The sequence below is a fragment of the Kribbella capetownensis genome (genome assembly GCF_004331485.1).
Taxonomy (GTDB): Bacteria; Actinomycetota; Actinomycetes; order Propionibacteriales; family Kribbellaceae; genus Kribbella; species Kribbella capetownensis.
In genome coordinates this window covers 337030-350159 of record NZ_SJKD01000003.1, presented here as the reverse complement: position 1 = coordinate 350159, position 13130 = coordinate 337030, and the positions used below count along the sequence as shown (strand labels likewise).

Below are 13130 nucleotides of genomic sequence, written 5' to 3'. Positions count from 1 at the left end.
GCGCATGACGACCTCGACCGGGACAGAGGCCCGTTCGCCGGTCCGGACGGCGGCCCACAAGCGGGCGGCGGTGAAGTCGCGGGTCGGCCTGGGACTGCGGATGCGCCGGAACTGGCAGCTGTACGCGATGCTCGCACTGCCGCTGATCTGGCTGGCGATCTTCGCCTACTGGCCGATGTACGGCGTGATCATCGCCTTCAAGGACTACAACGTGGTGTCCGGGATCTGGGGCAGCCCGTGGGTCGGGATGAAGTACTTCGACCGGTTCGTGGAGTCGTACCAGTTCTGGCGGCTGATCAAGAACACCGTCTACCTGCACATCTACGAACTGGTGGCCACCTTCCCGCTGCCGATCATCCTCGCGCTGTGCCTGAACACGATCCGGAAGAAGTGGTTCAGCCGGTCGGCCCAGCTGATCACCTATGCGCCGCACTTCATTTCGACAGTGGTCGTGGTCGGTCTGCTCGTCGTACTGACCAGCCCGAACACCGGGGTGACGAACAAGCTCATCGGCCTGTTCGGCTTCGGCCCCACCGATGTGATGGGCGACTCGGGGATGTTCCGGCATCTCTACGTCTGGTCCGGAGCGTGGCAGACGATGGGGTTCGCGGCGATCATCTACCTGGCCGCGCTGACCAGTGTGCCGCCGGAGTTGCACGAGGCGGCGATCGTGGACGGGGCGTCGCGGTTGCGGCGGATCTGGCACATCGACCTGCCGGCGATCGTGCCGGTCGCGGTGATTCTGCTGATCCTGAACATCGGCTCGATCCTGTCCGTCGGGTTCGAGAAGGTGCTGCTGATGCAGAACAGCCTGAACCTCGACGTCGCCGAAGTGATCGACACCTACGTGTACAAGATCGGTCTGGCCTCGGCTGTGCCGCAGTTCAGCTACGCGACCGCGATCGGATTGTTCAGATCGGTGATCGGCCTGGTGCTGCTGGTGCTGGCGAACACCTTCGCCCGCCGGTTCGCCAAGTCCAGCCTCTGGTGATTCAGTTCGCGTCGGAGGCCTGGCGGTGGAGTCCTGCCGCCAGGCCGGCCGACAACAGCAACGCACACGTGCTGGTCATCGCGACGAGGACCTTCACTCCGTTCAGTCCGGTCGCCATGTCGGTGCCGAGCACGATTCCGGCGGCGATCACGAGGACGACGAGACCGACCCAGATCAGCAGCGCGGCCCGCTTCTCCTGCTGCGCGATCGCCGCATAGACAACGAGTTGCAGTACGGCGTACGCCGAGCCGGAGATCGCGAACAGCCAGGTGTACGGGCCGAGCGGCGCGTACTTCTCCTCGCCGCCGATGATCGCCACCACCAGATCCGGCAGCAGCAGGGTGCCGATCACCGTGCAGACCCCGAGCCCGGCGACGGCCTGGATCGCGCGGCGCAGCCGCACGGTGTCGCCCGGCGAGCTGGCCAGTGTCGGGAACACGACCACGATGACGAACTGCGGCAGGAACAGGCACGCCTTCGCCACGATCACACCGGCCGCGTAGTACCCGCTGTCCGTGCCGTCGAGTAGCGCCCGTGCCAGCAGCACATCCGCGTTCGCGATGACGAAGAACGCCAGCAGGGTGTGCGTGCCGTGCACCGTCTCCCGCAGTACCTCCTTGATGTGCTCCGAGGTCGCACCGGACGATCCACGCAGCAGGAAGGCACCCAGCAGAGTCGGTACGACGGCGCCGAGGGTCAGACCGATCATCGCCGAGTCCAGCGATGGGTGGATCAGCAGCGCACCGCCGCCGAGCACCAGGCGACCCACACCGACCGCGGTGTAGACGGCTGCCAGTTCGGTCCAGCGTTTGCTGCCCTGCAGTACGCCGAGCTCCGAGCCCATCAGCGTGAGGCAGCCGAGTGTCGGCGCGAGGAGCAGGACCGGGAGGACGGAGTCGATGTGCAGCAGCCACATGAACAGCGGGGTGGCCACGAGCAGGACTGCGGTCAGCCCGAGCGCTCCGCGGCGGCCTGCCTTGACCAGTGCATCGGCCAGAGACTCGGTGGTGTCGCCGGTGTGGGTGGCGATCATCCGCGCGCCGGTCGCCTGCAGACCGAGTGAGGCGACGTTGCCGATCAGCAGCAGCCCGAGTAGGGCGGTGATGGCGCCGAACTCCTCCGGAGTGAGCCGGCGGGAGCCGAGGATCGTGAAACCGTAGGCGGCCACGTTCATGATGGCCATGCCGACGGCAACAACAGTGGCACCGCGCAGGAATGCCAACCGAGGTGCCATGGGCTCTTGCTCCGGAGTGGTGTCTGAACTCATGCTCTACTGCCTCAGGTCGCAAGCGCTGGGTGGGGAGGTGGTCATGTCAGAACGTGCACTGCGCGTCCTGCCCTGGTTGTGGCCTGTCCTGCTCACCCTGTTGATCACTGCTCCGCTGCTGGCTCCGGGCTACGTGGTCGGCTACGACATGGTGTTCGTGCCGGACCTCACGGTACGGCTTGACCTGTTCGGTGTCACAACGGCCATGCCGCGAGCGGTCCCGTCGGACGTGCTGGTTGCCGTACTGGACGAGTTCACCGGCGGTCAGGTGCTCAACAAGCTCGTGCTGGTAGCCATCCCGCTACTCTCCGGTCTCGGCCTGACCGCACTCTGGCGTGAGCTCCGGCTGGGCGGTGCACTACCCGGTGCCGCGGCTGCCACCCTCTACATGTGGAACCCGTTCGTCGCCGAACGACTCCGCCTCGGCGCCTGGGCACTCCTCCTCGGGTACGCCGCTCTGCCGTGGCTGGTGCGATCCGCGCTGCGACTGCGCAGGGGAGCGGGGTGGCCGGGCTTCGTGCTCGCATCCGCGGGCTGTGCGCTCACCGCGTCCGGTGGAATCACCGGACTGCTCGTCGGCGGCTTGCTCCTGCTGTGGCGACCACGGGCGAGGTCGCTGTGGCCGTTGGGCGCAGCGGTCCTGCTGAACGCGCCCTGGCTGATGGCAGGTCTCGCGCACACGGGCAATGCGACCACCGATCCAGATTCGGTCACCTCGTTCGCGGCGCGCAACGAGGGCTATGGGGGAGTGCTGCCCACGCTGCTCACCTTGGGCGGGATCTGGAACGCAGATGTTGTGCCGGGCAATCGGGGCGATCTGATGCCGGTCATCTTCGCCTTCGTCCTGCTGGTCGTCTCCGTGATCGGTGTCGTGGTGTGGTGGCGGCAGGACCCGGTGGCGGGGGCTCTGGTCGTGGCTGCGGTGATCGCACTGCTTCTCGGCCTGGCCGGTGTGGTCGCATCCGGAGCCTTTGCTCAGGTTGTTGCCCACGTCCCCGGCGCAGGCCTGTTCCGTGACGGCCAGCGCTATCTCGGTCCGCTCGCCCTGCTCGAGTCCGTCGGCTTCGGTGTCGCGCTGACCGTCGCCCTCGAGCATGTCCGCCTGTACCGAGTCGTCGGCATCACCGCGATGCTGCTGCCGATCGCCGCACTGCCGGCACTCTCCGGCGGCGGGGGATTGAAGGCGTCGCACTACCCGGCCGATTGGGAGCAGGCGCAGCAGGCCGTCGCGGGACGGTTCGTCCCGTGGCCGTTCGAGTCGTACCGGGCGCCGTCCTGGAACGGACGGCGCCCGCTGCTCGATCCGATGCCGCGGTACTTCGTCCAGCCCTCGGTCGTTCCGGACGAGTTGATCGTCGGCGGTCACCGGTTGGCCGGTGAGGATCCGAGTGCGCGTGAAGTGGCAACCGCGATCCGGTCGGCCGTGCGCGACAAGACGGATCCGACGTCCGCGCTGCTGCGGCAAGGCGTTGGCTGGATCGTGGTCGATCGCGAGGCGGGCGGGCCGACTCCATCCAGCCTCATGCCCGGTCTCACCGAGGAGTTCTCGGGTCCGACCGTGACGGTGTACCGACTTGCCGGCACGCCTGCTCCGCGGCCCCATGCGCTCTGGCGGACCATCGTCGTACTGGCTGCCTGGGCGGCCGCCGCAATGACCTTGATCGCCGCTCTGGTCTCGGTGGTCCGGCGTTGTTACTCTTCGGTTCACTTGACCGGGAGGGGACACAGTTCATGGGAACGTTGATCGGTGCGGCACTCGCCGTACTTGCCGGGCTGGCGGTTGCTACCACCACGGTTGTCGGGGTGGTGCAGTCGGTGCAGGAGGACCCGGCACCGCCGGCCGGACAGCCTCAGGGGCAGGCCGACGTACCGATCGTCGGCTACGGCACGAAGTAGACAGCAGCCGGTCGAAGGACAGTGCGGCCGCGCACCAGGTGAAGTTGTCCGCACCTGCGACCGCACCGTCCGACAGCCGGCGCCGAAGCTCGGTGTCCTGCAGCAGCAGGGCGATCGCCGTACTGAACTCGTCCGGGGTGTCCACCAGGACGCCGGTGACTCCGTCGTGCACGGACTCCGTCGGACCGCCCGCGCTCCGATAGGCCACCGTCGGTACGCCGTGACCCGCGGCCTCGCCGACGACCAGTCCCCAGCCCTCCTTGAGGCTCGGCAGTGCGAGCACCCAAGCCTCGTCGTAGGCCGCGTGCTTGTCGTCCTCGCTCACATGTCCGGTGAACTCGACCGCCTCCTGCAGACCGCGCTGCTCGACGTAGTCGCGCAGCGAGTCCTCCCACCAGCCCGAGCCGACGATGACCAGACGCGTGTCCGGAAGCGCCTTACGTGCTTCGGCGATCGCGTCGACGGCGTGCTCGAGTTGCTTGTGTGGAACGATGCGGCCGACGCAGACCACTGTCGGTACGGCGGCCTGCGGTCGCTGCCGTGGTGGCGCCGGATCGGTGCCGTTGTGGATCACGGTGATGTCGGCGACTCCCAGTCCGGCGAGCTCATCGCGGGAGGCCGACGACACGGTCACGTACCGGCAGTCGTCGTACAGCTGTGGAGCGACACGCGATTCCAGCCACCACCCGAGCCGGCCGCGCCAGCCCGGGTACACCACCTGCCACTGCTCGTGGTGCACGTGATGCACGAGAACCACAACGCCAGTACGACGTACGAGGCGGGTAAAGAATGGCAGTCCGTTCTGCACATCCACCACACGGTCCGGGCGGTGCAGCCAGGCGTGCAGGAGACCGCGCAGGTACACGCTGACCTTGGTACCGCGGTACAGGTACCGCACTTCGTGGCGCAGCGCCTCACGCGGGCTTCCGGGGTACGCCGCGCACAACACCGTCACCGACCAGCCCAACGCGGCAAGGCCTCTCGCCACCTCCTCCACATAGCGCTCGGAGCCCCCGCCCTCAGGATTCGTCGTGTCCCGCCAGTTCAGCATCAGCACGCTCTGAGCACGCACCTCGTCAACCCCACCCCTCCGGTCACCTCCCCCGAGGTAATGGGCGGGGACGTTACCAAGGAGTAACGATGTCCACCAGACCTCGCGAGATCCGTTAATGTCCCGCCTGTGCCAGTGATGACGAACACGACGGGACCTGCGGGCTGGACGGCCGATCTCGGCCGGGCCGTCCGGCTGTTCCGCGCGTTCGGCGTCGAGCAGACAGACCCGGATCGCTTCTACGAAACGCTTGCCGCGGACTCGGTCGGACAGGTCGGCCAGTACGCCGACCTGCGGGGTGCACTGATGCTCGACGTGGGAGGTGGACCGGGCTACTTCGCCGATGCGTTCCGCGCGGCCGGTGCGACGTACTACGCGATCGACTCCGACCTCGGTGAGCTGAGCGGCCGGGGCGAACCCGTACCAGGCACAGTGCTCGGCAGCGGCATGGCACTTCCCGTCGCGGACGCCACAGTCGACGTCTGTTTCTCGTCCAACGTGCTGGAACATGTGCCGGACCCGTGGCTGATGGCTGACGAGTTGGTCCGGGTCACGCGGCCCGGTGGCACGGTCTTCCTGTCGTACACCGGCTGGTGGGGTCCGCACGGCGGTCACGAGACGGCGCCCTGGCACTACCTCGGCGGAGACAGGGCGGCCCGTCGCTACGAACGCCGAGTGGGTCACCGGCCGAAGAACAAGTTCGGTGCGTCGCTCTTCCCGATCAGTGTCGCCGCCGGACTGCGGTGGGCACGCACTTGCACCGCGGCCGACCTCGTGGCGGCGGTGCCGAGGTATCACCCGCGCTGGGCGTACGGCGTACTCGCCGTTCCCGGGGTACGCGAGGTCGTCACGTGGAACCTCGTCCTGGTGCTCCGGCGGCGATGAGGAGACTGAAGGCCGGAAGTTCCGAGCAGGTGGTCTGGCGAGCGAGGCTCGTGCTGGGCTGCCTGGTCCTGATCGCTCTGTGCTTCCACCAGGCGCCGGGCAGGATCGTGCCGGACACCAAGCTGGACCTCACCGCCAGTCCTGGTGGCTTCCTCGTCCGCGCACTGCACCTGTGGGATCCGCAAGGAGCCTTCGGCCAGTTGCAGAACCAGGCGTACGGCTACCTGCTGCCCATGGGTCCGTTCCACTGGTTGCTCGACTCGCTGTCGGTGCTGGACTGGGTGACGCAACGGCTGTGGTGGTCGCTGGTGCTGTGCGTCGCCTTCCTCGGTGTGTGGAAGCTGTGCAACGCCCTCGAGTACGGCGTGCCGTGGACGCGCTTCGCGGTGGCGCTGCTCTACGCGCTGAGCCCGCGCATGCTCGGCGAAGTGTCGATCACCTCGATCGAGGTGTGGCCGATCGCCATGGCTCCGTGGGTACTGCTGCCACTCGTCACCCCGCGGGCTCGCTCCGGTTGGTGGCGCGTCGGCTGGTCGGCGGTCGCGTTCGCACTGGTCGGTGGAGTCAACGCGGTCGCCACCGGTGCGACGCTCCTGCTGCCTGCGTTGTGGCTGATCACTCGCCGGCTGGACCGGTCGACGGTGAAGGTCATCGTCGGCTGGCTCGGCTGCGTCGTCGCCGTGTCGATCTGGTGGCTCGTCCCGCTCGTGCTGCTCGGCCGATACAGCCCGCCCTTCCTCGACTGGATCGAGGACGCCGGAGTCACCACCGGAACGGCCAGCGTCTTCGAGTCCTTCCGCGGTACGTCGCAGTGGCTCAACTTCCTGTCCGGCGCCGACGGACCGAGCTGGCCGGCTGGTTGGTTGTACGTCACCCAGCCGACGCTCATCCTGATCACCGCGGTCGTCGCACTGCTCGGCCTGGCCGGCTTGGCGATGGGCTCGCTCAAGCACCGCGGCTTCCTGCGGCTCTCACTCGTCGTGGGACTGCTGCTCGTGACGCTCGGCCATGCAGGTACGGCCGGCTCGCCGCTGGCGCCGCAGATCCAGGATCTGCTCGACGGACCGCTCGCAGCACTTCGCAACACGCACAAGTTCGAGCTGGTCGTTCGGCTACCGCTCGCCCTCGCCGCTGCGCACTCGCTGAGCAGACTCACCGAGTGGGCGACCGTCCGAGGCATCCACCGCCGCGTGGTGCCCGTACTGGTCGCCTGTCTGATCGTGTCGGTGGCGACGCCGGCCATCTTCGGCCAGCTACCCAGACGCGAGGGGTACGACGCCATCCCCGCCCATTGGCGTGAGGCGGCGGCGTGGCTCGACAACCAGACCACGAAGGGCAGCGTTCTCGTGGTGCCGGCCGCGTCGTTCGCCGACTTCACCTGGGGGTCGACGAAGGACGAACCGTTCCAGGCCCTGCTGAAACGCCCGCTGGCCGTGCGAGACGCCGTACCGCTCGGCTCTGCCGGTACGACGCGCTGGCTGGACGAGGTGGAGCGCCGGCTCGGCACAGGGGTCGGCGACAAGACCCTCAAGCAGGCACTGACCCGCGCCGGAGTCCGGTACGTCGTCGTCCGCAACGATCTACGGTACGACGCCCAGGTGACACCGACTCTCGCAGTCCACGAGACCTTGGACGAGTCCGGCATCGACCGCGTCGCGTACTTCGGTCCAGGCACCGGCAGCACGATCGAACAGCCTGGTGTCACGCTCGACGGACACACCCGGCTCCCGTACCCGAGTGTGGAGATCTACGACGTCGGCGCCACCAGTCCAGGGCGGCTGATCCCGAAGTCGCAGTTGGTGGAGGTGCGCGGCGCGGCCGAGGACGTGCCGGCCGCGCTGACCGCGCTCGGCGGAAATCGCAACGCGGTCACGAGTTCTGATGCGGCCGGTCGACTGACTGGGCTCCCGCTCATCCAGACCGACGGCATGCAACGCCGTGAGGTCTCGGTTGGTCGTCCCGCGGAGAACTACTCGCCTGTGCTGACCGCGACCGAGGCGGGCCGTCAGGGGCGCCGCACCCTCGGGTACGACGTCGACCCCGCGGCGCCGGTCACGACGCGGACGTGGGGCGGCGGCGTCGTCGACGTACGGGCGTCGTCCTCGGCGGCGGATGCGGACGCGACGCTGCGGACCGGTCCGGGCAACGGGCCGTTCGCGGCGGTGGACGGTGACCCGTCGAGTCGCTGGATCTCCGGGACGTTCGGCCGGAGCAGCGGCGAGTGGATCGAGTTGACGTTCGCGTCGCCGCGCAGTGTCGACGGTCTGAAGGTCCAGTTCTCGCTGGCGCCGCCGACCACCGAGCCGGTGCGCACGTTACAGGTCGACACGGACGCGGGCTCACTGACCTCAGTGGTGTCCGGATCGACCGATCCGCAGAGCATTCCGGCCCCGCCCGGCCAGACCAAGCGGCTGCGCCTGAGAGTGGGTGTGACCGACGGCAAGAACCCGAACGGCGTCTCCATCGCCGAGGTCTCGTTGCCCGGGATGCTCCCGGTCAGTCGGCTCAGCGTGCCGTCGGACGAGCGTCAGCCGAGTGCACTGGTGTTCAGGAACCAGCAGATCGGCCGCTCCGCCTGTCTGCACGTTGCCACGCGTCCGCTCTGCCGACAGGACTCGGCGAAGGACTCCGAGGAGCCGACCGGACTGCTGCGTAGCGTCGACCTTCCGCAGGCCGCGTCGTACCAACTGCAGGGGACGGCGCTGCCGAAGGACGGTGCCACGCTCGAAGGTCTGCTGACTGTGCCGGGCGCCATCACGGCGTCGGCAACCTCCCGAGCGGTCACGGCTCCGGAGGGACGTCCGGGCGCCGCGGTGGATCGCGATCTGGGCACCGGCTGGGTCGCGGACCCGTCCGACCAGCACCCGGCGCTCACGGTGAAGTTGCCTGTGGCAAGGAGCATCAGCGGGCTGCAGTTCCTTTCCGATTCCTACCTGACCGCCTCGCAGCCGACCGAGGTGTCGCTGCGCTTCGATGGTGGCCCACCGACGAAGGGCACCGTGGATCCGGAGGGCTACGTGCGCTTTGCCGCACGGAGCGCACGAACAGTCGAGCTGACGTTCACCGCCACCAGACCGCTGACCGACTTCGACTCCGCCACCGGCTACGCGCGGACAGCACCGGTCGGCGTCGCCGAGGTCCGTGTGCTCGGCGCCGACGAGTTGCGCAAGGCGCTCGACCTGGACGGCCAGACCGGTGCGTACTGCGGCTACGGCCCGGGGGTGCGCGTGGACGGCGTACCAGCGGATACGCAGGTGAAGGCGACTGTGCGGGACCTGCTGCAGCGGCGTCCGGTGACGTTCACGACGTGTGGCAAGGACAGCGAGGTCCCGCTGCAGGCCGGACGCCACAACGTCGACGTACTGGCCGGTGGTGGGTTCGTGCCGACCGAGGCGACGCTGACCAGGTCAGGCTTCGGCAACGTGTCCAAGACGCCGGTGCAGGGTGTGGATGTGTGGCGCCCCAATCCGGCCGAGCTGAGCATCGAGGTTCCGGCCGCGGACGAGCAGTCGGTGCTGACCGTCGCGCAGAACTTCAACGAGGGCTGGGAAGCGTACGACCGCACTGGCCGCAAGCTGACGCCGATCCGGATCGGCGGCTGGCAGCAGGGATGGGTCCTGCCCGAAGGGCCTGAGCAGGTGGTCACCGCGCGGTTCATGCCGGACCGGCTCTACCGCGCCGGTCTGCTGGTCGGGCTGGTCGCACTCCTGTCGGTGGTTGCGCTCGCGGTCTTCTTCCGGCGCCGGTCGAGGCACTCCGGTCACCGACTCCGCGAAGGCCGCGACGTCGGGCCATGGGTCGCGCTCGCAGGTGGGCTGGCTGCGGGGTGGTTCATGTCCGGCTGGATCGGACTGGTTGCAGTGGCGGTCGCAGCGGTGTGCTCGTGGTTCCTGTCGCCGCGTGTGGCGATAGGGGTGTTAGCTGCCGCGGTGGCGGTCGGAGCGCTGATCGCAGCGGTTCAGCCGTGGCCGGACGAGGGAGCGGGGCTGGCGCCCGGAGTGGTCCAGGCATCGACCTTGTTCGCCTGTGCGCTGGCGCTCTTGGCCCGGCCGACCGGTGAGACGTCGTACTCCTTGTCGCGCCTACCCAGGCGCATGATGGGCCGCTCCATCCCGTAGTAGCTCGCGGCCGCGACGCCGGCGGACACCACCAGCGTCGGGAAGAACAGCAGTGCGAACTTGCCGCTGAACACCTCGTAGCCGGTGGCTCGCTCGACCACGCTCAGCACGATCAGGTGGTACGCGAAGACGCCGTACGAGATGTCTCCGGCGATGTGGCCGATCTTGCCTCCGAGGATGCGGACCGTTCTCGCTGTCGGGTTCAGGGCTGGGAACAGGATGCATGCCGCGATGCCTGTGTAGAGCAGGCTCTTCAGGAACGCCTGACCTGGAGTGGACGGCGAGAGACCGTACGGGCCGGCCAGTGGGCTCGCAGCGATGACCAGCAGCGCCGCGGCGACGCCCCAGATGGTGCCGGGGATCTTCGTGAGGGTGTCGAGCGTGGACGGCTCGAGGCGACCGCTGCTGCGCGCGACCTGCCACAGTGCGAATCCCATGCCGACGGCGAACCAACCGACATACCCAGGCAGCCACAGACCGGCGCGGGGGTGGCCGGTCGCGTTGATGGAGGCCATCCAGATCGGGCTGAGCACAGTGAGGACACCCAGTACGGCGAGACGCCAGCGGACGCTGCGTCGGGTCGGACGCTCGTACCCGGTCAGCAGCTTCGCCAGCGCCGGGAGTAGCAGATAGAACGCCACCTCGGTCGCCAGGCTCCACAGCTGCGTCAGTCCGTCCGCGGGCGGTCCATCGAAGTAGATCTGGGTGAGCGACGCGTGCTGGAGGTACGTCGCCCAGCCCACGCCGTCCTTCCGCGGGACCAGGAACGCGGCGAGCAGCACCGCGACCCACAGGGCCGGCAGGATCCGCAGCGCACGGTTGCGCAGGTACGGCAAGGTCAGTGGTGGCAGCGTGCCGTCGAACCACGCGACCACATGCGGCCGGTAGAGCAGGAACCCGGAGATCGCGAAGAAGATCGCCACCCCGACGTCGAGCCGCGCCAGCAGACCGGCGAACGGCCCGTTCAGCGAAGCGCCGGAATGAAACCCGACATGCGTGGTGAGTACCGCGAGCGCACCGATCGCCCGCAACCCGTCCAGCGCCGGGAAGCGTGTTCGATTCATCTGGGCAGTCCGATCTCGAGGTTCTCTACGCAGAGGTTCGTCGCGGGATCGGAGGAGCGTAGCCGAACCTCGGTGGCTCTGATCCGGTGCGACGGGCCGAGGTACATGCTCCCAACACCGGCCGGCCAGTCGGCGGCCGGGAGTGCGGCGATGTTGCCGTCCGCATCGAGTAGCTCGACGGATACCTGGTTCTCGCGATTGGAGAAGTACGCGGCCTTGATGAACCACTCGGCGGTCGCGACCTCGTTCTGCACCGGTGTCAGGCGGATGGTCAGCGGCTCGGTGCCGTGCACGAGCAGGTTGCAGAACGAGTTCCCGCGGGTAGGCGGCTCGGCGCGTGACCACACCGCGAACGGCGCCGGCCGGATGTGTCCGGTGTCGTCGACCAGCAGCGGCTCACTTCCCGCCGCTTGCAGCCGGAACTCCTTCCCCGCCATCCGCAGTACTGGTGACAACCTGGGGTCGGACATGAGTGCGGTGCCGATCGGCTGTGGCATCGAGGTGTCCCACAGGTTCACGTTCGGTCCGGTCCGATCCAGCTCGGCCGTGACCGTCGCGAAGTAGGCCTTGGCCGGATTCCTTCCCCACGGCCCGGCGAACCCGACGTCCGACACAACCACTCCGACGAGAAGGCAGGCCAGTCCGACGGCAGGTACGGCGATCCGCACCGTGGACGCCGACAGTACGACGGCCAACGTCAACGGGATCGAGAGATCGGACCAGTAGTGGTAGTGCACGGTGAAGACCGACCCGAATCCGGTGAAGCGTCCGTAGGACACCAGCGCCACGGTCACCAGGACGTAGGAGACCACTGAGGCCCACAGCAGGAGCGCACGGTGGTTGTGGCGGAAGGCGACCACGAGGAGCAAACCGCCCACCAGCGCACCGAGCACCACCGCTGCGACCGGCGGAGCGGCAAGGCTCAGCGGCTGTCCCGCCGGAGCCCACCTCCAGGGTCCGCCCACCGCTGCGGAGACCGGTACCTCGAAGCCGCGGGCGATCAGTTCGAGCAGCTGCGACGCAGACAGGACACGGCCGCGGGACGGATTGCCGCGGGTCAGATAGAGAGTGCCGAAGGCAACTATCGGAGCGGCGAGCGCGGCAGCGAAGGGCCAGGTCTTGCCAAGCCAGACGCGCATCGGCTGCTCGCGAAGGTAGAGGGCCAAGGCGATGGCCGTGACCAGGATCAGCCCGGACTTCTCCCAGCAGGCCAGCGAGATCAGCAGCGCGAGCGGGCCGTAGGCGAGCGCCCGACGGTGACCGTCGTACCAGTCGATGGTTGCGTGCAGCAACAGTAGGCCGAAGACGTGCGCGGACAGGTTGTTGACACCGCTCGACAGCGACATGAACGACGGCATGCTCAGCGGGGTGAGCGCGTAGAAGAGGGTGCCGAGGAGGACCCACCAGCTCGAGCCGAGCAGGCGCAGGAGCAGCAGACCCATCAGCGTGATCGCGAGCGCCTGCATCACCGTCCGCCACCCGACGGTGAAGTCGTGGTTGAGTGGCGCGACCTTCGCGAAGACCGCGTAGACGAACCGCAGGCCCGGCGCGATGTGGTCGTTCACCGGGGTGAGCAGCTCGGCCGGTGCGAATCCGCGACTGCCCTGGACCAGGAAGTCGAGGTCGTCGCTCAGCCACGAACCGCGGCGCGCGAGCAGCCCGAGAACCACCGACTGCACCACCGCGACAGCCACCACGAGACCCCGGAGAACCGATGACTTCGGCGCGTCCGGCAGTGTCCAGATCCCCCTCATGCGGCGCGACTATATGTCAGTTCTGACCTGGGCGAACTTTGTTGTCGCCGCCGTCTGTTCAAGGTGCCTACCCGCTGGTAGCGTCCCGCGGACAGACCGGGAGG

7 protein-coding genes and 2 pseudogenes are annotated in these 13130 nt (G+C 68.2%); 5 read left to right on the top strand and 4 right to left on the bottom strand.

Annotated features, from left to right (window positions below):
• Positions 1-4: 4 nt before the first annotated feature.
• The gene (locus E0H75_RS16390; RefSeq protein WP_131514409.1) at positions 5-991 is read left to right on the top strand and encodes an ABC transporter permease; all 987 of its coding nucleotides are present in this window, start codon (positions 5-7) and stop codon (positions 989-991) included.
• 1 nt (position 992) lies between these two features.
• Here E0H75_RS16390 and E0H75_RS16385 read toward each other — a convergent pair whose 3' ends face one another.
• Positions 993-2258, bottom strand: a complete 1266-nt coding sequence (locus E0H75_RS16385; protein WP_131514408.1) for an oligosaccharide flippase family protein — start codon at positions 2256-2258, stop codon at positions 993-995.
• A 43-nt stretch (positions 2259-2301) separates the two neighbouring features.
• Between E0H75_RS16385 and E0H75_RS16380 the strand changes: the two genes are divergently transcribed.
• Both E0H75_RS16380 and E0H75_RS44155 read left to right on the top strand, forming a co-directional pair.
• Positions 2302-4002 (top strand): MmpA family trehalose lipid delivery protein, encoded by a 1701-nt coding sequence (locus E0H75_RS16380; RefSeq protein WP_202873012.1) that lies wholly within the window; start codon positions 2302-2304, stop codon positions 4000-4002.
• Positions 3990-4088, top strand: a pseudogene (locus E0H75_RS44155) (DUF2613 family protein); the annotation flags it as partial. The gene E0H75_RS16380 and the pseudogene E0H75_RS44155, both read left to right, overlap by 13 nt.
• Here the strand turns inward: E0H75_RS44155 and E0H75_RS16375 are convergent.
• On the bottom strand, positions 4042-5226 hold the full coding sequence (locus tag E0H75_RS16375; protein WP_131514407.1) for a glycosyltransferase family 4 protein: 1185 nt from the start codon (positions 5224-5226) through the stop codon (positions 4042-4044). The pseudogene E0H75_RS44155 and the gene E0H75_RS16375 overlap by 47 nt on opposite strands.
• A gap of 117 nt (positions 5227-5343) precedes the next feature.
• Here E0H75_RS16375 and E0H75_RS16370 point away from each other — a divergent pair, with 117 nt between their 5' ends.
• Positions 5344-6090 (top strand): class I SAM-dependent methyltransferase, encoded by a 747-nt coding sequence (locus E0H75_RS16370; protein ID WP_131514406.1) that lies wholly within the window; start codon positions 5344-5346, stop codon positions 6088-6090.
• On the top strand, positions 6087-10208 hold the full coding sequence (locus tag E0H75_RS45015) for an alpha-(1->3)-arabinofuranosyltransferase (RefSeq protein ID WP_420323296.1): 4122 nt from the start codon (positions 6087-6089) through the stop codon (positions 10206-10208). The genes E0H75_RS16370 and E0H75_RS45015 overlap by 4 nt, the downstream gene beginning before the upstream one ends.
• Before the next feature lie 32 nt (positions 10209-10240).
• Here the strand turns inward: E0H75_RS45015 and E0H75_RS16360 are convergent.
• Positions 10241-11272 (bottom strand): annotated as a pseudogene (locus E0H75_RS16360) (acyltransferase family protein); the annotation flags it as partial.
• Complete coding sequence (locus E0H75_RS16355) at positions 11269-13026, bottom strand: hypothetical protein (protein ID WP_131514404.1); 1758 nt, start codon at positions 13024-13026, stop codon at positions 11269-11271. The gene E0H75_RS16355 and the pseudogene E0H75_RS16360, both read right to left, overlap by 4 nt.
• Positions 13027-13130 lie beyond the last annotated feature (104 nt).

Excerpts from the sequence above, each read along its gene's own strand:
- E0H75_RS45015 (WP_420323296.1), top strand. The coding sequence starts at position 6,087 with ATGAGGAGACTGAAGGCCGGAAGTTCCGAGCAGGTGGTCTGGCGAGCG.
- E0H75_RS16370 (WP_131514406.1), top strand. The coding sequence starts at position 5,344 with ATGACGAACACGACGGGACCTGCGGGCTGGACGGCCGATCTCGGCCGG.
- E0H75_RS16385 (WP_131514408.1), bottom strand. The coding sequence starts at position 2,258 with ATGAGTTCAGACACCACTCCGGAGCAAGAGCCCATGGCACCTCGGTTG.
- E0H75_RS16390 (WP_131514409.1), top strand. The coding sequence starts at position 5 with ATGACGACCTCGACCGGGACAGAGGCCCGTTCGCCGGTCCGGACGGCG.
- E0H75_RS16355 (WP_131514404.1), bottom strand. The coding sequence starts at position 13,026 with ATGAGGGGGATCTGGACACTGCCGGACGCGCCGAAGTCATCGGTTCTC.
- E0H75_RS16380 (WP_202873012.1), top strand. The coding sequence starts at position 2,302 with ATGTCAGAACGTGCACTGCGCGTCCTGCCCTGGTTGTGGCCTGTCCTG.